Genomic DNA, 24,789 nt, shown 5'->3' with positions numbered 1-24,789 from the left:
GGATAACAATATTAATCGTCTAAAATGAAAATATAATAAAAAGAGGCCTATGCATACCGAGCAGTTGGCAACAGCAAATCTGGTCCATCACTCTACCGCGCAGGTAACCTCCTCTTTCATTTGTCCCGGCACCATCTTCGGAATAGAGTGATTTTATGCAGACGACCGAAAATCATCTTAAAATTTTGCAGTTGATCAACCAACAGCTGCGCCTGCCTTCGCCACCAGCGATTGCTGTCAGAATCCTCAACGCGGTGCAAAAAGATGATTCGGCCCTTACCGAGCTGGGTGAAATTATTGCCACCGACCCGGTTTTAACGGCAAAAATGTTGCGCGTCGCAAACTCTGAATTTTTTGCGCGCCAGGGGCAGATCAGCAGCATCAGTCGAGCCATGGCCGTGCTCGGCACCAATCTCATCAAAAACATTGCCCTCTCCTTTATCATCGCCAGCGAACTGGATGATACCGGCGCCAGCCGTTTCGATGTCAATGCCCTGTGGCGACGCTCAGTGACCGCGGCGGTCAGCGCCGACCTTCTCGCCATGTTGGTGAATCAAAAAGATGATGATATCTTTGTCGCCGCCCTTTTGCAGGATATCGGCATGCTGGTGATTGCCCAGACCAAAGGCGATCATTACAATAAACTGTGCCGGGAAGCGGTCCTCTTTGACCAATCGTTGAGTGAGCTGGAAAAAGACTCCTACGGTTTTGACCATCAGCAGGTCGGTTATGCACTGCTGCAAAGCTGGCAGCTGCCGGAAAATATCTGCTGCCCGCTGCTGTTCCACCATGAACCGGAGCAGGCTCCTTCAGCACTCAGCACCGCCGTTGACATCCTCCACTATGCAGCCCGGCTGGCCGATCTGTATACCAGTCGTTGCCGTGCGGAGAAAGCCCGTCACCTGCAACAGGAGTTGACCGACCGCTTTGCCCTGAGTCACGCACAAACGGCTCAACTGCTGGACGATGCCGCGGCCAACAGCAGAAATATTCTGGCATCCTTTGAGTTGGACCCCGGTGACCTGCAGCCCTACTCCATACTCTTGCAACAGGCCAACCAGGAGTTGGCTGATTTGAATATGGGTAACGCGCAAATGATTCTGGAGCTGCAGGAGGCCAGGGACAAGGCTGAACGGCTGGCCCGAGAACTGCAGGATGCCAATAACCGGCTGCGTGAATTGGTCTATCGGGACGGCCTCACCGGTCTGTACAACCACCGATATTTTCAGGAAGCCCTCAAATATGAACTATCCCGCGCCGCCAGATACAAAACCTCGGTTTCACTGATTCTTTTCGACATCGATTATTTTAAAAAAGTCAACGACTCACACGGTCATCCTGCCGGAGATGTGGTCCTGATGAATATCGCCAGGGCCGTCAGCAGTGCGGTTCGGCCCACCGACATTGTCGCCCGCTATGGCGGGGAAGAATTTGCCGTGATCCTCCCGGAAACCAATGCCGCCGGGGCAAAGGTCTTCGCTGCCAGGCTGCGACGTTGTGTTGAAGGGATTGCGACCCTGGTTGACGGCCAGCTGATCTATGTGACGGTCAGTGCCGGGGCAACCACCTTTGGCGCTGACTGCTATGGCGTATCCAAGGACGATCTTATCGAAACCGCAGACCGCGGTCTTTACCATTCCAAGCAGAACGGTCGCAATCAGGTGACGGTGCTGGAACTCGCAACACCTCCCAGATAATTGTTTTTTTTACTGATTTCAGCTGGATACTCCCCTAACTGCATGGTATTTTATGAGGATCTGACCCGGGTATAATGCCCAGAAAGACCGAATAGAAACCATGCCAGATCACAGCAGCCAATATCATATCAAAACCGGAACAGACGGGCTTGAGCTTCAACTGAGTGGGCACTGGAGTACCCGTCACGCCATTCCGGATGTAGCTTCGCTGCCGGATACGCTCTTTTCTCCTCCGCCCAAACAACTCTCTTTCGACTGCACAAACCTGCAAAGCTGGGACAGCGGCTTGATGATTTTCCTGGTCAACCTGGTCCGAATCTGCCGGGAAAAAGACATCAAGGTCGTCCAGGAAACCCTCCCGGAGGGCGCACAAAAACTTCTCCGGCTGGCCTTTGCTGTTCCTGAGCGGCAGGGAACCAGGCGGACAATCCTTGGCCAACCGGTCCTGACCAAAATCGGCAACATCACCATTGAGGCGCATCGTAACTGGAACGATCTGTTGCGCTTTGTCGGCGAAACCGGTCTCGCCATGGGATCCTTTCTCCGCGGCCGGGCGCGTTTTCGCGGCTCGGACCTGTTCTACCAACTTGAGGCCGCCGGCCCCTCGGCTCTGTTCATCGTTACACTGATCAGCACCCTGGTCGGGATGATCCTCGCCTTTGTCGGTGCTGTCCAATTGCGTCTGTTCGGTGCGGAAATCTTTATCGCCAACCTGGTCGGCCTCGGCATGGCCAGGGAAATGGGGGCGATGATGACCGCCATTATCATGGCCGGCCGAACCGGTGCCGCATTTGCCGCTCAACTCGGTACAATGCAGGTCAACGAAGAAATCGATGCATTTAAAACCATGGCCATCTCGCCGGTCGAATTTCTGGTTCTGCCACGGCTGCTGGCACTCTGCATAACCATGCCCCTACTCTGTATTTATGCGGATTTTATGGGCATACTCGGCGGGGCGATTGTCAGCGCGACCATGCTAGACATCTCTTTTTACCAGTATTTCCAGCAAATCCAAGGGTTTGTTCCTCTCAAGCATTTTCTCATCGGAATTGTCAAATCCGGAATTTTCGGAGTTCTGGTTGCCACTGCTGGCTGTTTTCGCGGGTTGCAGTGCGGCCGCAGTGCTTCTGCCGTCGGCTATGCCGCAACCAGCGCCGTGGTTACATCCATCGTGCTGATCATTGTTGCCGATGCGTTGATTACGGTTATCTGCCAGGTCATCGGAGTCTGAGATGGAGGAGACTAAGCAGCTGCTGGTACGCGACCTGACCATGGCCTACGGTGAGGTGGTCATTCAAAAAAACCTCAACTTCACAGTGGAAAAAGGCCAAATCTTTGTCATCATGGGGGGGAGTGGTTGCGGCAAGAGTACCTTGCTCAGGCATATGGTCGGCCTGATGGAACCCGCCAGCGGGGACATTCTGGTCGGCGGGGTCGATCTCTGGAAGTGCAGCCCGGCCGAACGCAATCAGATCATCAGTCACAACGGGGTTCTTTACCAGAGTGGAGCGCTTTGGAGTTCCCTGACCCTGGGAGAAAATATCGCCCTGCCCTTGCAGGAATATACCAAGCTGCCGGGCAGACAGATCGATGAACTGGTCAGCTACAAACTGGCCCTGGTCGGACTGGCCGGGTTCGAGGGGCATTACCCTTCCGAAATCAGCGGTGGCATGCGCAAGCGGGCGGGTTTGGCCAGGGCGATGGCTCTGGATCCTGACATCCTGTTCTTTGATGAGCCCTCGGCCGGACTAGACCCGATCAGTTCCCGGCTGCTCGACGATCTGATTTTGGAGCTGCGCGACAGCCTCGGGTCGACCATTGTCATCGTCACCCATGAATTGGCCAGTATTTTCAGTGTCGGTGATAATTCCATTTTTCTCGATCCGGATGCCAAAACCATCATCGCTTCAGGGCCACCCAAAGTTTTGCTGGAAACCTCTACCGATCCACGAGTCATCAATTTTTTAACCCGCTCCAATCAGAAACCGCAGGGCGATACCGCCTAGCCTGGAGAAGGATGCGCTTTTTATGTACAGACGTAAAAGAATAGATCCCAGAGTCATCGGCAGCTTTGTGGTTGGGGCCATTATTCTAAGTGTCGCCGGACTGCTGTTTTTCGGTCCCGGCGGACTGTTTTCCGAAACCAGAACCTATGTGGTCCATTTCGACAGTTCCGTCAAAGGGTTGAATGTCGGCTCGCCGGTCCGTTTTCGTGGGGTCAAAATCGGCCAGGTCAAAGATATCAGCGTTCGCCTGCGGGCCAGTGATTATGTCTTCCACATCCCGGTTGTTATTGAGATCCAGCCGTCCCGGGTCCGCGTCGAGGGGGCCAAGGGGAGTTTTTTCGAAACCTTCAAAACCACCGTCAAGGGCGAAGACCCGATCATGCCCCTGGTCCAGCGCGGCCTGCGTGCTCAGTTGCAGATGGACAGCCTGGTGACCGGGCAGTTGTTTATCAATATGGACATGTTCCCCAACACGCCCATCGTCCTGACCGGCGATGACAGTGAATATCCGGAACTGCCGACCATCAGTTCCAGCCTTGAAGAGCTCACCAAGGCCTTTGAGGATTTACCGCTAAGCGAACTGGCGGACAAGCTGATCCGCTCTGCGGAGGGGGTCGAGAAAATTTTCACCTCCCCTAACCTACACAATGCCCTGGCCCAGTTCGACACTACCACCACCCAGTTAAATATGTTGCTGGAAAACCTCAATCAGCAGCTGCCCCTATTGACCACTTCACTACAGGACACCATTGCCGAAGCCAAAGCGACCATTGCGCGGATCGATGGCAAAATTGAACCTCTCAGTCATGATATCGAACAGACCCTGCAATCCACCCGGAGCACCCTGGCCAATGTCGACAACCAGGTGCAAACGGCGGCGGCTCAATTTGATAAGGGGTTACAGGCTTTCGAAGGCGCTTCGCTTCGGGCCGACCAGGCCATGCAGCAAGTCAGCAACCTGACCGGAGACGACTCCCGCGTTCTAGCCCAGCTTAATCAGGTCCTGCAGGAACTGCAACGCACCGCACGAAGTGTGCGCTACTTGGCCGACGAACTGGAACGCGATCCACAACTCCTCTTACGCGGCCGTTCAGGGCAAGGAGAAAACCCATGAGATATGCCACCTTCTTAATTCTGCTCCTGTGCACGTCATGTATCCAGCTTGGCGGCACACCCGGCATTCAAAATTATTACCTGCTGGAACCCCGCACCAGCACCCCGGTCGTCGGAGAGACAGAGTTCAATCTTGAACTGCAACAAGTCAAACTCCCCGCCTATCTGGACCAGCCGAATATTGTCACCCACGATCAGGCCAACATAATCAAATTCAGTGACCGCGAACGCTGGGCAGGACCGCTGGTCGACAATATCAGCCTGGTGATTCGGGCAGATCTGGCCCTAAGTTTCCCCAACGCCCGCATCAGCATCAGCCCCTGGGAGATTGCCGGACCTGAGCCATATCGCCTCAATATCGTGATCGAAAGATTTTCCGGCCAGCCGGGACGCATGGCAACTCTGGTAGCCGATTGGTCCATTATTGACAGTAGTCATACAGAGATTGCCAGCGGCCATTTCAACAATCAGCTGCCGGTCGGCGACAGTTACCGGGATCTGGTGCAGGGATTAAATCAAAATCTGCATTTACTTGACGAACGCATTGCGGAAGACCTGGCTAAACGGTAATTTCCGGCCCAGTCCCAACTCTCCAATTTCAGTTCAGTATGGTCCGGTAGCCGCTTGACGGTTGCCGGATTTTTTGAGCTGTCCTGCCCCACAGTTTTTCCGGTAGGACCGTTATCGCGTACCCGGCAGAATAATGGGATCCCTCCCTTGAAGCTGCTTGAAGAATTGCTATGGTTAAGCAGAGTCGTCAATCGGCGGCAAACCCAGCCAGCCGAACTCTTGAGTGGACTTTTCCACAATCAGCCTGAAACGGTGCCGACGAAGCTGACCGATAACACCGTCTTCATATCAGGAGAGCAATTATGGCTTATTGTTTCAGTACCTTATCGCCGAGGGGTTTTAAAGAGACTGTAGAGACTGTTAAAACTCGGCTTGCTGAAGCGGGATTCGGAATTCTTTCCGATATTGACGTCACCGCCAAATTCAAGGAGAAACTGGGTGTCGATTTTCGGGAATATCGCATCCTCGGCGCCTGCAATCCCTCTTACGCCTATCAGGCGCTATCGGCCGAACCGCATATCGGCACCATGCTGCCCTGTAATGTCATCGTCCAGCAGTGGGAAGACGGACGAGTTGAGGTCTCTGCCATCGATCCGGTCGCCTCAATGCAAGCAATCGAAAACCCGCACCTGAAGGACACCGCTCTGATTATTCGCAGCAAACTGGAAAACGTCATCGCCGCGATCTGAACACTGGGGAGGATTCATTTAGCTGGACTCTTATGCCTGCCAGAACTCCCTGGTGATGACATCACAGGCGGTCAACGGATTACCGAACCCGGCACCGGTGTCGATGGAATAGCGCCCGGATTCAAAACAGGGCTGTCCGTTGGTGGTCGGTTTATGACCGACCACATGGATTTCTGCGGTTCCCGGCTCCAAGTGGCGGTCCCACAGCAGGGTGCGGACATCCTGCTCTTCAACAGGGAGATCATTGCGCGCCCCGGCATGGACAAACAGAAAGCCCGCCGCCCTGAAATACAGCCTGGTCTGCTGCAAAAAAGTGATGTGAGCGTGAGGCACCTCTGCAACACTGTTGACAGAATAACTTTTCAGGGTAGCCAGGCCACCATTCTGCAAATGATGCTGAATGGCAGAATGGAGACTTTTCCCACGCACGGCAGAGGCCACCGGATCCTGCCCGGCTCCTCGAACAAAATGGGTTTCAATTAATGCATCCAGTAACATCTGCTCATGGTTGCCACGCAGGAACACCGTCTCGGGCCGCTCTTCCGCCAGGTCCATTAACAGGTTGATAACCGCGCGAACATCCGGCCCACGATCCACATAATCACCCAGGAAGACCAGGCGATCTTCCTCTTGTAGCGGAAGACCGGTAAGCAGCGTCTCCAGCTTATGAATTTGCCCGTGAATATCTCCAATAGCAATAAGACGTGACATCAAGCCTATCCTGTTCTGGTGGACGTGTTGCACACACCTGCGTCAGGGTTCCACTGCAAGTTTCCAAATAGTCTCTCAGTCATAAAATGATCCTCGGCACTCTTTCGTAACGACGATTGCGGTATGATTAATTGTAACCCGAGTGATCCTATCAAGAAAACCTGGTGTTGCAGAATTGATTGGGACAGTCCGACAATGCAAAGCAGAGGTTAACGATGATTCCTCCGCCCCCCAATATCCATGCCGCCCTGGTGTTGGCCCTTGCCATGCTGGCCCTGGTGCTATTCACCAGGAAAAACCTCTCGTTGGAAACGGCGAGTCTGATTATTCTTGTCACCCTGGCCATTGGCTTTGAACTTTTTCCATACCGGACCGAACAAGGTTCACTCCATGCCCTTGATTTTTTTCATGGTTTCGGCCATGAAGCGCTGATCGCGGTCTGCGCTTTAATGATCGTCGGCCATGGCATTGTGCGGACCGGAGCACTCGAGCCCATTGGCAGAGCACTGGCCAGACTCTGGGCGATCAGCCCGCAACTCTCACTGTTAACGACCCTGCTGATGGCCGCCCTGATCAGTGCTTTTATCAACAATGTTCCGGTCGTGGTTCTGTTCCTGCCCCTGCTCATCAGTGTTGCGCTACGGACCAGAAGCAACGCGTCAGGCATGTTGCTGCCCATGGGGTTTGCCACCCTGCTGGGTGGAACCTGCACAACCATCGGTACCTCAACCAATCTACTGGTGGTTTCGGTGGCCGCGGATATGGGCTTGAGACGCATCGAAATGTTTGACTTTATCATCCCGGCGGCCATTGCCGGCAGCATCGGGATCCTCTATCTGTGGTTGGTCGTTCCCCGGATCATGCCGGAACGTAAGCTTGCCCTGGCCGACACGTCGCCGCGCATTTTCACCGCCAACCTGGCCCTCCTCGAGAACAGCCCGCTGGTTGGCAAAACCTTGGCCGATGCCCTCAAGAAAGGGGGCCAAAACCTGCGCATTCACGGTATTCGCCGCGGCGACAGCCCCTTGGCCAAGCCGCTGCCGAGCATCAGGCTGCAGGTCGGCGATCAGCTGATTATTCGGGATACTCCGGAAAAACTCAAAGAGTTTGAATCTGTATTGGAAGGGACCCTCTATCAGGATGATGGACAGGGCAGCCCGGTCGATGAGACTCACCCGCTCCGGGCCGATGATCAACAGATAGCGGAAATCGCCGTTATCCAAGGCACTTATCTGCACGGCCGAACCTTAGGCAGCTTGCGTTTTGTCGACCGCTACGGGTTGATCGTGCTAGCAATCCATCGGGCTGGAAAACCGTTGCAGAAAAGGATCGAGACAATCGCAGACATTCGCTTGCAGGCTGGTGATATCCTGCTGGTCCAAGGGCCAAGAGATCAAATCGCCCAGCTGAAGAGGGAAAAAGATTTTCTGGTTCTCGATGCGACCATCGATCTGCCATATGCGCAAAAAGCACCGCTGGCCATGCTCATTATGCTGGCTATCATTCTGACCGCGGCCACCGGCCTGTTGCCCATCGCCATCAGTGCAACAGGTGGTGTGCTGCTGATGATCGTCAGCGGCTGCATGACTTGGCGCGATGCCACCCGGGCGCTGAGCAGGCAGGTGATCTTGGTTGTGGTCGCCAGCCTGGCGCTGGGATCAGCCTTGTTGAAAACAGACGGAGCCGGGTATCTGGCCGAAGTGCTCTTGAGCATCTCCGGGCATGCCTCACCACCCGTCATGCTCAGCGGTCTGATGCTGCTGATGGCGGTATTGACCAACACCGTCTCCAACAATGCCACTGCGGTCATCGGCACGCCGATCGCAGTGTCCATTGCCAGCCAACTGGGACAACCGGCCGAACCCTTTGTACTGGCGGTGTTATTCGGGGCCAATATGAGCTTTGCTACGCCCATGGCATATAAGACCAATCTGCTGGTGATGAACGCCGGACGCTATAATTTCAGGGATTTTCTGCGCACCGGGGTTCCTCTCGTCATCATCCTTTGGGCAACCCTGTCGCTGCTGTTACCATATCTCTACGGCATCACCGGTAGATGAAAACCCTCGCTACAGGGCTGCCAAACGGCCCTTCGCTGGTGAGGTTGTCACTGCGGTAGAAAAGACTCACTTTCGCCCTGCAAAGCAGTCACCGTCGTCAAGTTAATGTTCATTCAACAGCAGTCCCCAGATGTCAACAAACAACTTTCATCCCCCTCAATTTCCACTTGAATGGTGGAGTGGGCAATATCGAAACGCTCCTGCAGAGCAGTCTGGATACCACTTAAGAAACCGGGCCTGAGTTCCGGACTGGTCACACTCAGATGAACCGTCAGTGCAACCTCTGTCGTGCTAAGAGGCCAGACATGCAGATCATGGAAGCGGGCAACATCTTCAAGGCTGTCAAAATAAGCAATAATGCCATCGATGTCGATATGTCGGGGCACGGAATCAACAGCCAGGTTAAGCGAATCACGCAGCAACCCCCAAGTCCCGTAAAGAACGACGAGGACAATCAACAGGCTGACCAAGGGGTCTATCAGCACCCAACCTGTGACCAGAATCAAACAGCCGGAGACAACCACTCCCAATGATATCCCCGCATCGCTGGCCATATGGAGAAAGGCCCCCCGTAAATTCAGGTCATGCTTCTGTCCTGACATAAACAGCAATGCCGTCAACGTGTTGACAACCACACCAACCCCTGAAACAAGGATCATGGTGGTGCCTGCGACCGGCTGAGGGTTCTGCAAACGGCCAAAAGCTTCCCAGGCAATCCCACCCAAAGTAACACAGAGCAGGACAGCACTGGCCAGGGAAGCCATTATGGTTATTTTTTGCAAACCATACGTGCGCAGACGGCTGGTTCCCTGGCCCGCCAGGATCGTGGCACCCCAGGCCAGCAGAAGACTGAGAACATCGCTCAGGTTATGTCCGGCATCCGCAATCAGTGCCACAGAGTCGGCAAACACCCCAAAGCCGCCCTCGACGAAAACAAAAATCAGGTTAAGAGTCACACCGATGGCAAATGCACGATTGTAATTTTTGGTATTATGGGAGTGCTGATGGGCCATGAGGTATCTTAGTGTGATATGAGAATGATTTCAGGTACCGCTCAATTCTCTGCTCGGGTTTATGGGTAAGAGACCTATGCACTTTCGGTGCATAGGTCGGTCAAAACAGAAGAGTTAAACCCCAAAAAAGATCAGCCAACGATAAAATCACGCCCGGCTTCAATCAACTGATCAAGCGTGGCGACACTATGGGCCTCGGCATACAGGCGAACCACCGGTTCGGTTCCAGACTTGCGGAACAGCAACCAGGAACCGTCTTCAAGAAGAAACTTGTTACCGTCGATTCGGATAATCTCCTTGATTGCCCACTGACCGATGCGCTGCGGCGGATTGGCCAGTTTGTCGGGCAGGCTCCCTTCCAGTTCCGGCGACAGGCGAATATTGATCCGCCGGGTATAGAACTCACCGACCCGGGAATACAGCTCGGCAAGGAGTTCCTGCAGGGTTTTCTTTTCCACGGCAACCATTTCCGCCACCAGCAGACAGGCGAGGATGCCATCCTTCTCCGGAACGTGCCCTCTGATGCTGAGCCCTGCGCTCTCTTCACCACCGATCAGAATGCGCCCTTCACTGATATATTCACCGATATATTTGAAACCGACCGGCGTTTCCAGCAGCTTGACCCCGTGATGCCGGGCCACGGCATCAATAAGATGTGAGGTCGCAACACTCCGGGCGGCATCGCCTGTGAGTCCTTTGCGGCGGATCATATAATCGAGCAACAAGGCCAGAATGTAATTCGGCTCAATAAAGCTGCCGTCACTGTCAATAATTCCGAAACGATCCGCATCACCATCAGTGGCGATGCCAAGTCCGATGGAATCATCATCACGAACCAGGGCAATGAAATCCTTGATATGCGCTTCGGCTGGCTCCGGCGGCTCGCCGCCGAAATAAGGGTCAAGATGGTCGTTGACAGTCACGATATCTACACCAGCCTCGGCGAGAATGCGATCCAGATAGCCGCGCCCCGCTCCGTAAAGCGGATTGACTGCGAGCCTCATTCCGGAGGCGGCAATGGCCGGCAGGTCGACTAAATCCTTGATCCGCGCAAAATAGCCTTCACGCGGGTCAATCTCTTCAAACAGGCCTTTCTCAGTGGCCTGCTCCAGGGAAATATCCTTATAGACAATTTCCCCCAGCATGGCGTTGGCTCGCTTCTCGATATCATTGGTGGTTTCCGGCAGAGCCGGGCCACCCCAGGCCGGTGAAAACTTAATCCCGTTATAATTATGCGGATTATGGCTGGCGGTAAAGTTGATAGCCCCGGCGGCTTTGCGGCGAAGCAGTTCGTATGAAATCACCGGGGTCGGGGTATCACGTTTGCAGAAAAAGCTCTTAATCCCAGCACCTGCCAGAACCCGCGCTGTCTCGCGGGCGAATTCGGCGCCCATGAAACGCGCGTCGTAACCGATCACCACCCCTTGGCCAGCCAGCCCTTCATCATGCAGATGATCAGCAATGGCCTGGGTGACGATACGGACGTTATCGAGAGTGAAGTCCTCACAGAAGATCCCGCGCCAGCCTGAGGTCCCAAATTTTATATGTGTCATGTTCAACCTCCTTTAAGTCGTCAAATGTCATCTGATCAGCAACAAAACAATCATAGCATAATCAACCGCGCACCAAAATCAGCGCGGCGCTTTCCCGGTAGTCTTAGCCGGTGTTCTAAGAATCGGTGCGGGATAATCTTCAATATCCTTGACGTACGGACAGTCGGCCGGAAGAATCCCGGCGGCCACCAACTCCGGAGTCAGCCGTGCACAATCCGGATGGACCTGGGAGCGGCGCGGGTAAATCCTACAAAAACCGCTGCTTTTGTCTAGATATCGGCAAGGGGTGGACGTATAAATAATTTTCCCGCGGGATTCGTATTTTTCATAGCAGCAGCGACCACAGCGCTCGCAGATGGATTCCCAATCGGCCAATATTTCCAACTGGTTAGCGGTTGTTCTTTTCATTATTTATAACCCGGGAAAGAGGAAAACACGTATCAATAAACCAAGTCCGCCGACAAACTATTGGTGCAAGAGCAGTTGACAAGGGGAACAAACAACCCTAATCTGGTCGGACCAGAGAATCATCATTCTATCTCATGAAACATGACAGAATCACCTATTCAACACGATAATTGGTTTTTGAGCAAGAGCACCTCCTGACAATCTGCCGAAAAACAGCCTCCACGGTCATGGATGGGCGCTCCGAATCAACAGCGACTCTCAAATTTATTGCTTTTGCGAGGCGGGGAAAGCGCATTTTCCCTACCGTGCCGGGGAAAGTTCCAGGATCGATTTTTTCGACAACCTGCCACTCGAGAGAGGTTCTCATGCGCCTGATGATCATTGTCTCCGCCCTGCTTATGCAGGTCTGTCTTGGAGCAACCTATTCCTGGTCTGTTTATGTCCAGCCGATCAGGCTCTTAACGGAAATATCCCAGGCTCAAGCCCAGATTCCATTTTCGGTTTTTTACTTCGTTTTTCCGGCAACAATGATTTTTTCCGGGGCTTTGGTCGATCGCTTCGGCCCCCGCTTCTCCACCATGAGCGGCGGGTTGCTGTTCGGCAGCGGTTGGATTCTCTCGTCCTTCGGTGGCCAGAATTTTCTGTTGACCATCCTTGGCAACGGGCTTATTGCCGGAATCGGCGCTGGAATCGCCTATATTGTCCCGATTTCCACCTGCATCAAATGGTTTCCCAATAACAAGGGGCTGGTGACCGGGGTCGCTGTGGCCGGTTTCGGCGGCGGTGCAGCATTGGTCAGCTATGCTGGCGGGTTCTTTCTCAAGCACGGCGCCACTCCGTTTCAGTTGTTCGGCTACCTGGGCTTTGCCTTTGCGGCACTGATCATCTTTTCCGGATTTTTCATGCTCAATCCACCGAATTTCAATCAGTCCGCAAAAATCAGCTTTCAATTCAGCCGGGTTTTGACCGACCGGCGCTTTGTCATCCTTTACTTTGCCATGTTCACCGGGCTGGCCGCCGGCTTTGCCGTCAACGCCAACATCAAGGAACTGTACCGATCGGCCAGCCTGTTGAGCGGCGTCAGTGCGGTCTCTTTCTTCGCCATAGCCAATGCGGTCGGTCGCGTCCTCTGGGGCAGCCTGTTCGACCGCTTCAGCAGCGCGGCAATGATTCAACTGAACCTGCTGGCCCAGGCAGTTCTGCTGTTCGCCTCCCCGTTTATCCTGACCTCAGCCGGCGGGCTGCAGCTGTTTGCGGCACTGACCGGGTTTAATTATGGTGGAGTTCTAGTCATATATGCCGGCTCGGTAGCCAGAACCTGGGGCGCGGAAAAAGTCGGAACCATTTATGGCTGGCTGTTTTCGGCCAATATTCCCGGCGCTGTCGCTCCGCTTCTAGCCGGATATTTTTATGATTTAACCGGGAGTTTTACCATCCCGTTACTGACCCTGGCCGGGATTATGTTGAGCGCAATCGGCATCGTCCAGCTCAACCGGGAGTTGTTTTCCAGCCGGTGACCACTTATTGTTCAGAACCGGCGCGAAAAGTCATTAAAAAACCGTTGACTCAAAAAAGCAAATTCGCTATTACTAGGCGTTCTGAATTTGACCCAAGCATAAAGCTAGGAGGAATAGAAGATGCAGTGCGAAACAGTTCTCCCCGGTACCGAGTGTACCTTCTGGAAAAAGAGCGGTTGTTCCGCTGAAGGTGGCAGCTGTCAAGTCGTTGTTGAACAATGCCAAGGCTGTGAGCGGATTGTCAAAGGATCTATCGGTGAGGTCTGTACCTCGTATCCGCAACCTTCGACAAAATGGGCGACCGGTCTGTGCAATTTTGCAACGCACAAAAAAGTCGATCTCAAATCGAACGACGTTCGCGTCAACCCGTTGAAAGCAGCAAAACGCGCCGCCGCCGGGAAAAAGAAAAAGTAAGCAATTTCTTCGGATACCTGCTGTCAAAAAGCCACCGTTATGTCTCGGTGGCTTTTTGCGTTATCATCGGATCCGTTCACGCGCCAGTGTCCGAGCCTGCATCCTGTCCGGCCTGCAAACTCCGCCCCATCAGTGCCACGATATCGCCGGCCCTGAAAATAAAATCAGCAGGCGGGTTGGCAATAAACTGTCCCGTGCGCAACACCCCCACGACCGAGGCCCCGGTCATTTGTCGGATATTAAGATCCCTGATACTGTGACCGACCAACAGACTCTGTTCGGCCAGCTCTTCCCAAGTCAACTCCAGCAGATCTCTGGCATTCTTCAGCAACTGCATGGTGCGCAGATCTGCTTCCAGTAATGACTCTCGCTGGTAGTTGTCCCGTCGGGCAGAATCGGTAAATTCCTGAATCACCGGCAGGGGAATCTTGAGATTCAACAATGCCTGCCGGGCAATTTCCAGCCCTGCTTCCAACTCCGGCAAGATGACCATGGACACCCCATCCTGATAAAGTGCTTTCATCTGCTCGGCACCGACCGAGCGTGCCACGATACTGATCCCCGGAGCCATGATCCGGGCTTGTCTGACCACAGCTTCGGTGGTGGTGATATCCGGGATGGTCAGCAACAACTGTTGCGCTCCAGCCAGGTTGGCGGCCTCAAGAACCACCGGTTGGGCGGCATCGCCATAGATCGCCGGATAGCCATACCGTTTGCATTCTTCCATTGCCTGATGGCCAAGTTCAATCACCACAAAAGACACCTGAAGGCGGGTAAGGATCTGTGCCACATATTGACCGACCTGGCCGCCGCCGGCAATAACCACGTGACGATGCAGCCCTTCAGCCGGGAGGTTAACAGTTTCCAGCTGATCGCCGCCCAGGTAACGTTTTTTTAATCCGTACAGGGGAGCTGTCAAACCTGACAATAACGGGGTCATCAGCATGCTCAGGATGGTCGCAGCCAGGATAGAGGAATACTGGTCTGCATTCAAAAATCCGCCATCATAACCAACCTGACCGAGGACAAAAGAGAATTCACCGATCTGAAACATGGTCAAGCCAACCGCCAGGGGGATGACATTGCCATAACCGAAGGCCCGCACCGTGGTGGTCATGATCAACCCTTTGCCCAGGGCGACCAGAACCACCAGTTGGACGACCCCACGCCAATGCTGGATCAGGAAGGAAGGATCGAGCAGCATACCGACCGAGGTAAAGAACAGCAGTCCGAACAGGTCACGCAACGGGATGATGTCACTCAGGGCCTGATTACCATAATCGGACTCACTGAGGACCATCCCGGCGACAAAAGCACCGAAGGCGAAGGAGAGACCGGCCAGATAGGTCGCATAACCGATCCCCAGGCCAATGGTGGTAATGGAAAGCAGAAACAATTCCCGCGAATTCCAACGCGCGATCACCGCCAGCAGCCACGGCAACAGGCGGGTCCCGATCAGCAGCATAACAGCCAGGAAAACAATCGATTTGAGGACCGCGACACCAAGCATCGGCAACCCGGCGGCCGGGTTAGTCACCTGGGGAAGAAGAATCAATAAAGGGACGACCGCCAGATCCTGGACAATCAGGATACCGATCATAACCCGGCTCGATAAAGTACCAAGCCGCCCCTGCGCCATCAGGGTTTTGAGGATGACCATGGTGCTGGACAGCGAAACCAGGCCACCGAGCCACAGGGAGGCGCCCGCCCCCCAGTCCAGGTAGCGCCCAACATAATAACCGTAAGCCAGGGTCAGAAGAATCTGCAGCGGGCCCCCGAGCAGGGCAACAAATTTGACGGGTTTCAGTTCCCTGATGGAAAATTCCAAGCCCAGGGCAAACAACAACAGCGCAACCCCGATCTCAGCCAGTTGCTCGACCATGTGGGCATCGCTGACGACGCCACCGGTAAACGGTCCAATCACCACTCCGGCCAGGATATAACCGAGCACCAGCGGCTGACGCAACTTTTGAGCCACCAGGGCTCCGCCCAGCGCCGCCACGACAATCACCACAATATCAGCAGCAATTCCCATCAAAGAACCCTCGTATTTGTGACCGACAGTCGTTCAACCCTGCTGGCCAGTGGTGCATGACCAGGCAGGAAGCAATAAAAAGCAGTTCAGGTTATGGCCTGGCACCATGCCCGCGGCCAAGCATCTCCGCCGCATCCATGACCACCATAAAAGCCTCTGGGTCGTGGTTACGGATAATATCGCGCAGCACCGTAATCCGACGGGCTTCAACTGTCACAAAGATCATGGTTTTATGCTCGCCTTCGGCCAAGCCGGTGCCGGTGACGATGGTACCATAGGGGCCCAGCTGATCAACGATCTTGCGCCCCAGCAGCTCAACCTGATGGGAGGTGATATGAACCACTTTCTCCGACAGGGCCCCGGTCAGAATCATGTCGATACATTTCGCCGTGACATAGATACTGATCAGACTCCACAGGGCCCGTTCAATATCATGAAAGACAATCCCGGCAGAAAAGATAATCAGAAAATCACAAAACAGGATGACCTGCCCGGCCTTAAAATTCGCTTTAGCTGCAACCAGTCTGGCAATGATGGTCGTGCCACCGGCAGAAGCATTGCCACGCAGCATCAGACCGACCCCTACCCCGATAGCAATCCCGCCGTAAACTGTTGCAAGCAGGGTATTGTGGCTGACCGCGGCAAGCTGAAGATATTCACGAAACAGATCGACAAAAAATGAACAGAGGAAGATAGCAACCACGGAACGGAGGGCAAAAGCCCGGCCGAGCATGCGCCAGCCCAGAGCCAGCAGGGGCAGATTAACCGCCAGCATCAGCACCCCGATCGGCACGGCCAGGAGATAATTGAGTAAGATGGCGATCCCCGCAGTACCGCCGGTAGCGATCCGATTAGGGGCAAGAAACAACACCACCCCGAAGGCAAGCAGGGCCGCACCGCAGCTAAACAGAGCGGTATTGCGAATTTCAGCAGACAGATTCATATTTGCACGTCAAAGCAAGAGAGGGAAGAAAACAACATGGCCGGCGGTCCCCTGACCGGCCGGCCATGTCAAACCAGCCAGAAGAGCTCTTACTTCAGCCCATCGATCACAGCGGCGACCTCCTCGCGCAGCTGTTTGGCGGCCGGGCTCTGTTCCAAGCGCAGGAACTGCTGAAAGTGATCAACTGCTTCCTGGGTTCGATCCTGGTCAAGACAGATATAACCGAGAGTCAGATAGCCGCCGGGAAGACCGGCATCAAGTTTAAGCCCCTTGAGGCAGTACTGTTCCGCCTGTTCCAGATCCTCCCGTTCGTAATAAAGATCGGCCAGGCTCAACAGTGGCTGGGGGTCTTCAGGATCGATCTCCCCGGCCTGCTGAAAACAACTCAGCGCTTCATCGATGCGCCCTAGATTGACACAGATATCGCCAAGGGCGTTGAGGGCAAAGGCCGAATCCGGAGCGATCTCCAAAGCCTGACGGCAGGTCTGCTCGGCAGCCTCCAAATCGTCGACATTAACATAGGCCATGGCTTTGCTCACCCAGGCATCGATCTCCCCGGGATCAAGGTCAATGATCTTCTGATAAGTGGTCAAGGCTTCGGCATTGCGGTTCTCTTCCAGGTACAGGTCGCCAAGGGAGAACAACAGGTCGATATCATCTTCCGCCAACGCCAGCCCTGCGGAGAGGCTTTTGTAGGCCTGCTTCAACTGACCTTCCCCAATCTGCGCCTCGGCCAGCAGATGCCAGGCCTCAGCGGAGGGCTGCAGGGTGACAGCTTTGCTCAGGAAGCCGTTGGCAGCCCGGTAATCGCCGTTATCCAGGGCACGGCTACCCTGTTCCAGAAGATCTTCAGTATCCATAACCGGCACCTCTAGGCATTCTGATAACGGACAACTTCAATCCGGAAGCCGTCAGGATCGGTAACAAAATAAAACTTGGGTGGGCTGCCGGGCAAGCCTTTCATAGGTGTGACCTGCAGACCCATTTCGCTATGACGTTGATGCGAGGCCTCCAGGTCCTCAACCCCAACTGCCAGGTGGGAATAACCATCGCCGATGACATAGGGCTCGGCCTGTTCGTAATTGTAGGTCAGCTCCAGTTCGAAGGGCAGCCCTGCTGAAGTCATATAGCTGAGCGTAAAACCATGCTCCGGGTAATCTTTTTTACGGGATATCTCGAAACCGAAAGCGGTCCTATAAAAATTTTCAGATGCGGCCAGGTCCATAACCCGGTAGCAGATGTGAATCATCGGATAGTCCATAACCGAACTCCTTTGTCTGGAAAAAGGTTTGTAAATTGACAACGGCAGCGCCGCTCATTATAGTCGCGGACATGAGAGCGATATTTCTGTCAGATGCCCACCTGCGCCGACCGCAGGATAGAAACTACCAGTTATTACTTGAATTTCTCAACCGGCAAAAGCAGCTTGATGCACTTTTTCTGCTCGGCGATATTTTTGAGTTCTGGCTCGGTTACCGTCACCTGGTGTTCAGCGCCTATGTCCCGCTGCTGGAACAGCTGCGGCGGCTCACCGAAGCGGGAACACAGCTGTATTTTGTTGAGGGCAATCATGATTTCCTGATGGGAGATTACTTCAGCGCCACCCTGCACTGTACCGTCATCACCGAGCAGCAAATCATTAGCTGGGACAATCAGAAAATCCTGCTTTGCCATGGAGATCTGATTAGACCGAACCGCTCGTACCGGCTGTTGCGCGGATTCTGGCGAAGTCGCCTGATTCGCCTGTTGTCCCGCATCGTCCATCCGGATCTGGTCTGGTCATTCGGTATCTGGCTGAGCAACAAAAGCACCAAAAACGACCCGAATTTCACCCATCGCGACCCCAGTCCGGTATTGCAGGCCTATGCCACGCAGCAAACACCGGACTGCGATATCATGGTCTGCGGCCATTTTCACCATCCCGTAACCCTGCAGCACGAACACTTAAAGATTATCGCATTGGGAGACTGGATCAATCAGTTTTCTTATGCCGAACTGCAGGACGGAGTTATCAAGCTGCAGACATGTCCAACCCAACCGAACGCACACAGCGATTCCGCCGGGCAATAGAACTCATTTTTCAGCAGCCAGCAAGGGGGTATCCAGCGTATCCTGGACGCGGCAGCGATCCGCAAGATCCTGCAGAGACATCCCCTGCAAACCTTCCGCGGTCACCGATTCAATCTCCTGATAGATCTGCATGGCAATCCGTACCTGCGGCTCCAACAGCAAGTATCTGACATCTTCCCCGCAAGAACGAATCCGCCGAAAAAAATCGGCCAGTTCCAGTTTTTCCGCGGAACGCCCCAACTGATACTGATTTCGTTCGCTACGACTGCTCACTTCAACAACCAAACCAAGCCGGGTCAGCGTCTCCAGGACACTGCGACAAAGCCGTGACGGAACCGCCAAACAATGGGAAAGCTTTTCAGGGCTCATCGGGCCCACACCTGAAGAGAAACGCTCAGCCAACGTCACCATCACGGCCAGGGCGACCTGTTCGAAGCTTTCTCGATTCACTTCGCTACTGCGTAAATCGCGGTTGCTGGTCCGTAAATTTTGCTTGGCATAGCAAACGCCCAGCCCGAACAGCACAATAACCCAGGAGACGTAAAGCCAGACCATGAATATCGGCAACGCCGCCATGGTTCCGTAAATGGCGTTGTAGCGCCCTACCCCGACCTGAAAATGAACATAACCGACCTGGGCCAGCTGCCAGAGGCTGCCACCGACAATTCCGCCGAAAAAAGCGGCTCGCCACTCCACCTTGATATTGGTCATGAACATATAGAGAACAGTAAAGGCCAACCACATGAAAAGGAACGGGATGACTTTAAACAGCACGACAACCAGGCTGCCGACCAATTGAATATCCAGCAACGCTTTGACCAGGCGATTACTCGTCAGTGTCGACGTCATGGAAATGGCACTGATAATCAATACCGGACCGACCAGAATGACCGACAGGTAATCTGCAAAACGGCGCAGCATCGGCCGGAGTTCCCGGACTCCCCAGATGTAATTGAAGGTTTTTTCCACATTGGTGAGCAGAGAAATGACCGCGACCAGCAGAAACAGCAGACCAAAAGCGCCCAGCTGGGCAACCTGGGTATTGTTGATGTAACCGAGAATAGCCTCGGCAATCCGACCGTCACCAACGTTTAACTTGGAAAGAATCAGCGGCTGCAGCAGGTTTTGCACTCCAAACGCCTTGAGCAGGGCAAAGGTCAACGCCAGCAGCGGCACCAGGGAAAGCATGGTGTAATAGGTCAATGCCGCAGCCCGCAACAGCGACTGGTTAACGGAAAAATCCTGAAAAACCAACACCAGGGCCTGCATCTGGCGCAGCAAGGTGCGCCGGAGCAGGGTCAGTTCGGCCGGGTTCTGTTCCCAGAGGATTCTTTTTGCCCGGTCCATCCAGTTTGTCGGATGTTTAGCAGCCATCTTCCCTCCCCGTACAGTCAGACGCGTTACAGGTCAACTTTCTTTACGGGCAACCCCAAATCCTTGACCTGGTTTGCAAACACTTCAGTTTCACCGACCAGCACGATCAGCAACTGGTCCGGATGTAAATATTCTTTGCTGACCCGCTGCACATCCGCAACGGTGACCTGCTCGATATTCTTCCGGAAATCCTCCAGATAGTCCTGCGGATACCCGTAATAATCCAGGCGTACTTTTTGGGTCACCACAGAATGCGTATCATCGAACGCAAAAACAAAGGAGTTAACCAGGCTTTCCTTGGCCAACTTCAGCTCTGCCTCGGAAACCGGTTTATCAATCATCCCCTGCATAATCTGTCGCATCAGCTCCACCACCTCAGCCGTCGAAGATGATTTGGTTTCGCTGCCGGCCAGAAACATGCCGGGCAGATGCCGGCCGATCTGAAAATAGGAATAGACCGAATATGCCAGGCCCCGATTGGATCTGACTTCCCGCATCATCCGGGAATTGAAACCGCCGCCGCCGAGAATGAAATTGGCCACCCGCAGAGCATACTGGTCCGGGTTGTCTTTGCTGATGCCGGTTTCGCCCATAAGAATCGTCGTTTGTGGAACATCCTTATCAGCAAGCAGGATTTCCCCTTCCGGCGGTTGCGGCAACGAAGGAAAATCTCGCACCAGGCTGTCACCGGCGGGCCAGTCACCGAGTAAATGTTCGAAGTCGGCCAGCAAATCCGCCTGTTTAAAATCCCCCGACACCCCGAACCAGAAATTGGCCGGATGAAAATAGCGCTCATGCAATTTGAGCAGATCTTCCCTGGTCACGGCCATCACCGAAGCATCGGATGGAAAAGCCCCAAAGGGATGCCCCGGGGCTTCGGTAGCATTCAACAACCGATTGGCAATGGCGGAAGGCTCATCATTTTTGCGGTGGATACTCTCCAGCAGACGTTCCTGGGCCAGAGCAAAGCGGCTCTGATCAAAGCGCGGCGAGCGTAGGACCATGGCCAGAATCTGCAAGCCGCGCTGCAAGTCGGAGCTGTGCAGGGACAGATCGATCTGATAGCAATAGTCCGAACTGCTCACATTGAAGGACGCTGCCATGGCTTCCAGTTCGGACTCAAGCTGTTGCGGAGACATATCACCGGCGCCGCCGGTGGCCAGGGTATCGGCAAACAGCTGAGATAGCCCAGTTTTATCCAGGGGATCATAAACACTGCCGCCTTCCACCATCAAGGTCAGGTCGACCAGGGGCAATTCATGATCTTCTTTCATGTATACCCTGGCCCCATTACTCAATTGCTGCTCGGCCACCTTGGGGAAGGTGAATTTAAGCGGCGGGAAAGTTAACTGATCCGGCCGCTGCTGACTGACAAAAAGAGTTTGTCCGCAACCGGATAGCAGGGTGACAAGTAGAAAAATGATCGACCATCTCATAAGATTTTGCCTCCCCGGCCCAAGGTCGCAACCGTCCGGTTATCGGCCTGCAAATAACGTTGTGCAACATCCATGACATCCTCGGCAGTAATCCCGGCCAGCTCTTTATTGTAATTGACCAGGTAATGCCAATCACCCAGAGACTGGTAAGATGACAACATGCGCGCCAGCCCGCTGTTCCCTTCCAGGTTGCGCAGCATCGAAGTGGTAATCTGTTTGCGCGCCTGGTTAAGTTCGGCAGCGCTCAAAGGTTCGGTCTTGAGCCGGTCAAGCTCGTCGTAGACCGCCTGTTCGACGTCGACACAGGTACAGGTCCGGCTCGGGGACATGCTTAAGATCATCAGGTTCGGATAGCGGGAGCCCGGCGCCGTAAAAGCATCGACGTCGGTGACCAGCTGTTTGTCCACCACCAAGGACTGATACAACCTGGAGGTCCTGCCACCGGTCAGGATCTGCAAAATGATATCAAAGACATAATCGTCCTTGGACGGCATGGTCGGCTTGTGATAGGCGATCATCAGCCGCTGTTCGGCATCGAAATCGATATGCACTCGCCGCTCGCCATCCTGCTTGGGTTCCTTTTCGATAACCGGTGGCACCGGAACGCCGGGAGCCAGGCGACCGAAATAGCGCTCAACCAGATCAATGGTTTTGCGGCTGTCGATATCACCGACCAGAGTAATGACCATGTTGACCGGGGTATAATACTTATGAAAAAACTCGCGGATATTTTTGAGACTCAAATTTTCGATATCCGACGACCAGCCGATAATCGGGTCCCGGTAAGGGTGAACCTTGAATGCCGTCGCCAACAGCGATTCATAGATCTGCCCGCCGGGATTGCTCTCATAAGACCGCCTGCGTTCCTCGCGGACCACATCGCGCTCAGTATAGAATTCCCGAAACACGGCATTCTGCAGGCGATCCGACTCAATGTCTGCCCAAAGTTCCAGTTTATTGGACGGCAGATTGATCAGATAGGTGGTCTGGTCCTTGCCGGTGAAAGCATTATAGCCAACCCCGCCGTTTTCCGAGTAGATTCTGGCAAATTCGTCCTTGACCACCAACGAGCGGTGCTGCTTCTGCAAGTCGTGCAGACGGCTGCGCAATTCCGTCAGAGTCTGGGGATCGGTATTCGGCAGGTTTTTCAGGCTGTCAATGCGGCTGCCGACATCTTCGATCTCCTTGAGCAGCTTGCTCTCCGCCCGATAATCCCGGGTGCCAAGGGTTTTGGTCCCTTTGAACAACATATGCTCAAGCAAATGAGCAGTCCCGCGCTGTTCACTGGTTTCGTTGACCGACCCGACCCTGAAGGTGATATAGGCCGCCACCGTCGGGGAATTATGGCGCTCGACCATCAACAGGGTTGCGCCATTTGCAAGGTGATGTTCCTGTACTTTTTCAACCAGGGTTTGCGCAAACGACGGCCCTGGCAGTACCAGCAAAAATACTGCGAAGATGACATATAATTTGCGATGCATTTTGCTATCCTTAAATATAATTTATGGGTTACGAGGAGTTAGCCCTAAGTTTAGCTTATCGGCAGCAGGGAATCTACCCGTCCGGGAAAGGAATCCAACAGGAAAGAGCAGAGATGTGAAAAACGTTAAAAGCATCCCAGTATCAGGGCCGGTTGTCAATGAATATCAGGGCTTCCCCTTGCTCTTTCCCGGTGAGCGGCGTAATCTTGTTGATAAAATCACTACACAATATCCTCACATTTATATGTTAATTGAATACCTCAGTAAATTATCACCCAATAATACAATCAGCCAGCGCATTCAGGCAGGCAAAACGCAAGCCGGACAATCTTCCGCCCGGCTTACATTTAAGTGCTGCAAAACTGCGCTTTTACAAATGAGCTTGACCAAGGCCAGGACGAGCTTTGTCAAATTAATAAGCAGCTGACCATAGTCAGCTGCCCGAGCCCACGGGAGGGCGAACCGCAAGCCAGGCCTCATTTTGCGTGACTTGCGTAAGTGTAGCAAAACCGCGCTTTTGCAAACGAGCTTGACCAAGGCCAGGACGAGCTTTGTCAAAATTAAAAAACCACACAGGAAGGTAAAAACGCTATGAAACGAATCGCAGTTCTCACCAGTGGCGGAGACTGTTCAGGTATGAACGCAACGGTTCGCGCTGTGGTGCGGGCCGGGTTAGCCTCCGGACTGGAAGTGATCGGCATCCAGAAAGGATTTCAGGGGCTGATCGACCGGCTTTATGAAACCATGAACACCAAGAGCGTCAGCAATGTCCTGCAACGCGGCGGAACCTTCCTGCAGAGTGCGCGCTGTAAAGAGATGCGCACCGAAGAAGGCTTGCGCCTTGCCTGTCAGAACCTAAAAGGCATGGGGGTTGAAGGATTGGTGGTGATCGGCGGCGACGGTTCCCTGAAAGGTGGCTATGCCATTCACACCCACGGTATTCCGGTGATCGGCATTCCAGCCTCCATCGACAACGATATCCCCTACACCGATGTATCCCTCGGTGTGGATACAGCGCTGAACAATATCGTCCGTGCCGTCGACAATCTGAAAGACACAGCCAGTTCCCACGACCGCGCCTTTATCGTCGAAACCATGGGGCGCAACTGCGGCTATCTGGCGGTGGTTGCCGCCATTGCCTCCGGCGCCGAATATAGCCTGATCCCGGAAGAACCTTACGATCTGGAAGCTATCTGCAAGGAGTTACGCAAACGCTATCAGGAGAAACGTACCAACGCCATCATCCTGGTCGCAGAAGGAGCCGGCAAGGCCGAGGATATCGCAACCCAGATCAAAGATCGGATCGGTTTCGAAACCAGAGTCACCGTCCTTGGACATTATCAACGCGGCGGTTCTCCTACGGTTTTCGACCGGATGCTCGGGGCTCGTTTCGGTCAGGCCGCAGTTGAAAGCCTGATGAACAATGACGCCGGGACGATGGCCGGCCTCGACGGATCGGAAGTCGTCATGACCGATCTGGAAAAGGTGACCACTTCTGGGATCCGCCCGATCAATCCACGCTTTCCAAAGCTGGCCGATCAACTCTCCGCCTGACCTTAAACCCTGGCCGGCCATAACCGTGTCCGGGTTTTGCCGGCCAGGACATTCCCCTCAGCCTCTGAAAATCAGCCCCTCTCCTTTCACCTGCAACCATTGCGAACCATCCTCTACCTGCTAATCTTGGTAAAAGCAACAACGC

Annotated in this window: 23 protein-coding genes; 12 read left to right on the top strand and 11 right to left on the bottom strand. The window is 54.0% G+C overall.

Going from position 1 to position 24,789, the window contains the following annotated elements; translation table 11 throughout:
- Positions 1 to 155 precede the first annotated feature (155 nt).
- The 6 genes from N909_RS0122305 (at position 156) to N909_RS0122280 (ending at position 6,075) form a co-directional block, all read left to right on the top strand.
- Positions 156 to 1,697, top strand: a complete 1,542-nt coding sequence (locus tag N909_RS0122305; RefSeq protein WP_029918318.1) for a sensor domain-containing diguanylate cyclase — start codon at positions 156 to 158, stop codon at positions 1,695 to 1,697.
- Between the two features lie 100 nt (positions 1,698 to 1,797).
- On the top strand, positions 1,798 to 2,928 hold the full coding sequence (locus tag N909_RS0122300; protein WP_029918317.1) for an ABC transporter permease: 1,131 nt from the start codon (positions 1,798 to 1,800) through the stop codon (positions 2,926 to 2,928).
- A 1-nt stretch (position 2,929) separates the two neighbouring features.
- Positions 2,930 to 3,703 carry an ABC transporter ATP-binding protein gene (locus tag N909_RS0122295; RefSeq protein WP_029918316.1) on the top strand — a complete coding sequence of 258 codons (774 nt, stop codon included), beginning with the start codon at positions 2,930 to 2,932 and terminating at the stop codon, positions 3,701 to 3,703.
- Positions 3,704 to 3,725: 22 nt separating this feature from the next.
- Positions 3,726 to 4,817 carry an MlaD family protein gene (locus tag N909_RS0122290; protein ID WP_029918315.1) on the top strand — a complete coding sequence of 364 codons (1,092 nt, stop codon included), beginning with the start codon at positions 3,726 to 3,728 and terminating at the stop codon, positions 4,815 to 4,817.
- A complete protein-coding gene (locus N909_RS0122285; protein WP_029918314.1) occupies positions 4,814 to 5,386 on the top strand; it encodes a PqiC family protein in 573 nt (190 codons plus the stop codon). Before N909_RS0122290 ends, N909_RS0122285 begins: the two co-directional genes overlap by 4 nt.
- Before the next feature lie 302 nt (positions 5,387 to 5,688).
- Complete coding sequence (locus N909_RS0122280; protein WP_029918313.1) at positions 5,689 to 6,075, top strand: DUF302 domain-containing protein; 387 nt, start codon at positions 5,689 to 5,691, stop codon at positions 6,073 to 6,075.
- 30 nt (positions 6,076 to 6,105) lie between these two features.
- Here the strand turns inward: N909_RS0122280 and N909_RS0122275 are convergent, their stop codons facing one another.
- Positions 6,106 to 6,786, bottom strand: coding sequence for a metallophosphoesterase family protein (locus tag N909_RS0122275; RefSeq protein WP_051690055.1), 681 nt, complete (start codon positions 6,784 to 6,786; stop codon positions 6,106 to 6,108).
- Positions 6,787 to 7,001: 215 nt separating this feature from the next.
- Between N909_RS0122275 and N909_RS0122270 the strand changes: the two genes are divergently transcribed.
- On the top strand, positions 7,002 to 8,846 hold the full coding sequence (locus tag N909_RS0122270; protein WP_029918311.1) for an SLC13 family permease: 1,845 nt from the start codon (positions 7,002 to 7,004) through the stop codon (positions 8,844 to 8,846).
- A gap of 113 nt (positions 8,847 to 8,959) precedes the next feature.
- On the opposite strand, the gene N909_RS0122265 is transcribed toward N909_RS0122270, so the two are convergent.
- The 3 genes from N909_RS0122265 to N909_RS24155 all read right to left on the bottom strand — a co-directional run bounded on the left by N909_RS0122265 (position 8,960) and on the right by N909_RS24155 (position 11,820).
- Complete coding sequence (locus N909_RS0122265; RefSeq protein WP_029918310.1) at positions 8,960 to 9,859, bottom strand: cation diffusion facilitator family transporter; 900 nt, start codon at positions 9,857 to 9,859, stop codon at positions 8,960 to 8,962.
- A 131-nt stretch (positions 9,860 to 9,990) separates the two neighbouring features.
- Positions 9,991 to 11,412 (bottom strand): phosphoglucomutase/phosphomannomutase family protein, encoded by a 1,422-nt coding sequence (locus tag N909_RS0122260; protein ID WP_029918309.1) that lies wholly within the window; start codon positions 11,410 to 11,412, stop codon positions 9,991 to 9,993.
- A gap of 78 nt (positions 11,413 to 11,490) precedes the next feature.
- Entirely contained in the window at positions 11,491 to 11,820 is a 330-nt protein-coding gene (locus tag N909_RS24155; RefSeq protein WP_036684513.1) for a CxxCxxCC domain-containing protein, read from the bottom strand.
- Positions 11,821 to 12,185: 365 nt separating this feature from the next.
- On the opposite strand from N909_RS24155, the gene N909_RS0122250 reads away from it, so the two are divergent.
- On the top strand, positions 12,186 to 13,337 hold the full coding sequence (locus N909_RS0122250; protein WP_036684510.1) for an MFS transporter: 1,152 nt from the start codon (positions 12,186 to 12,188) through the stop codon (positions 13,335 to 13,337).
- Between the two features lie 120 nt (positions 13,338 to 13,457).
- Complete coding sequence (locus N909_RS0122245) at positions 13,458 to 13,751, top strand: PxxKW family cysteine-rich protein (RefSeq protein ID WP_029918306.1); 294 nt, start codon at positions 13,458 to 13,460, stop codon at positions 13,749 to 13,751.
- A gap of 76 nt (positions 13,752 to 13,827) precedes the next feature.
- Here the strand turns inward: N909_RS0122245 and N909_RS0122240 are convergent, their stop codons facing one another.
- From N909_RS0122240 to gloA, 4 genes are all read right to left on the bottom strand, one after another.
- On the bottom strand, positions 13,828 to 15,786 hold the full coding sequence (locus tag N909_RS0122240) for a monovalent cation:proton antiporter family protein (protein WP_029918305.1): 1,959 nt from the start codon (positions 15,784 to 15,786) through the stop codon (positions 13,828 to 13,830).
- 91 nt (positions 15,787 to 15,877) lie between these two features.
- A complete protein-coding gene (locus N909_RS0122235; protein WP_029918304.1) occupies positions 15,878 to 16,729 on the bottom strand; it encodes a YitT family protein in 852 nt (283 codons plus the stop codon).
- 89 nt (positions 16,730 to 16,818) lie between these two features.
- Positions 16,819 to 17,589 carry a tetratricopeptide repeat protein gene (locus N909_RS0122230; protein WP_029918303.1) on the bottom strand — a complete coding sequence of 257 codons (771 nt, stop codon included), beginning with the start codon at positions 17,587 to 17,589 and terminating at the stop codon, positions 16,819 to 16,821.
- A gap of 11 nt (positions 17,590 to 17,600) precedes the next feature.
- Positions 17,601 to 17,990 carry a lactoylglutathione lyase gene (gene gloA, locus N909_RS0122225; RefSeq protein WP_029918302.1) on the bottom strand — a complete coding sequence of 130 codons (390 nt, stop codon included), beginning with the start codon at positions 17,988 to 17,990 and terminating at the stop codon, positions 17,601 to 17,603.
- Positions 17,991 to 18,061: 71 nt separating this feature from the next.
- Here gloA and N909_RS0122220 point away from each other — a divergent pair, with 71 nt between their 5' ends.
- The gene (locus tag N909_RS0122220; RefSeq protein WP_051690054.1) at positions 18,062 to 18,799 is read left to right on the top strand and encodes a UDP-2,3-diacylglucosamine diphosphatase; all 738 of its coding nucleotides are present in this window, start codon (positions 18,062 to 18,064) and stop codon (positions 18,797 to 18,799) included.
- A gap of 3 nt (positions 18,800 to 18,802) precedes the next feature.
- Here the strand turns inward: N909_RS0122220 and N909_RS24150 are convergent, their stop codons facing one another.
- Genes N909_RS24150 through N909_RS0122205 form a run of 3 tightly spaced genes read right to left on the bottom strand, consistent with a single transcriptional unit; the run spans position 18,803 to position 23,090 of the window.
- Positions 18,803 to 20,173, bottom strand: a complete 1,371-nt coding sequence (locus N909_RS24150; RefSeq protein ID WP_051690053.1) for a YihY/virulence factor BrkB family protein — start codon at positions 20,171 to 20,173, stop codon at positions 18,803 to 18,805.
- A 26-nt stretch (positions 20,174 to 20,199) separates the two neighbouring features.
- On the bottom strand, positions 20,200 to 21,609 hold the full coding sequence (locus tag N909_RS0122210; RefSeq protein ID WP_036684508.1) for a M16 family metallopeptidase: 1,410 nt from the start codon (positions 21,607 to 21,609) through the stop codon (positions 20,200 to 20,202).
- Positions 21,606 to 23,090: a M16 family metallopeptidase gene (locus N909_RS0122205; protein ID WP_029918298.1), complete on the bottom strand. Its 1,485-nt coding sequence runs from the start codon at positions 23,088 to 23,090 to the stop codon at positions 21,606 to 21,608. Before N909_RS0122205 ends, N909_RS0122210 begins: the two co-directional genes overlap by 4 nt.
- Positions 23,091 to 23,205: 115 nt before the next feature.
- On the opposite strand from N909_RS0122205, the gene N909_RS25855 reads away from it, so the two are divergent.
- Together N909_RS25855 and pfkA are read left to right on the top strand one after the other, a co-directional pair.
- Positions 23,206 to 23,517: a hypothetical protein gene (locus tag N909_RS25855; RefSeq protein WP_155006049.1), complete on the top strand. Its 312-nt coding sequence runs from the start codon at positions 23,206 to 23,208 to the stop codon at positions 23,515 to 23,517.
- A 164-nt stretch (positions 23,518 to 23,681) separates the two neighbouring features.
- Entirely contained in the window at positions 23,682 to 24,644 is a 963-nt protein-coding gene (gene pfkA, locus N909_RS0122200) for a 6-phosphofructokinase (protein WP_029918297.1), read from the top strand.
- Positions 24,645 to 24,789: the final 145 nt, after the last annotated feature.

Source organism: Pelobacter seleniigenes DSM 18267, from assembly GCF_000711225.1.
Taxonomy (GTDB): Bacteria; Desulfobacterota; Desulfuromonadia; order Desulfuromonadales; family Geopsychrobacteraceae; genus Seleniibacterium; species Seleniibacterium seleniigenes.
Note: the sequence above shows the minus strand (reverse complement) of the source record. Positions and strands in the feature narration are given on the sequence as shown.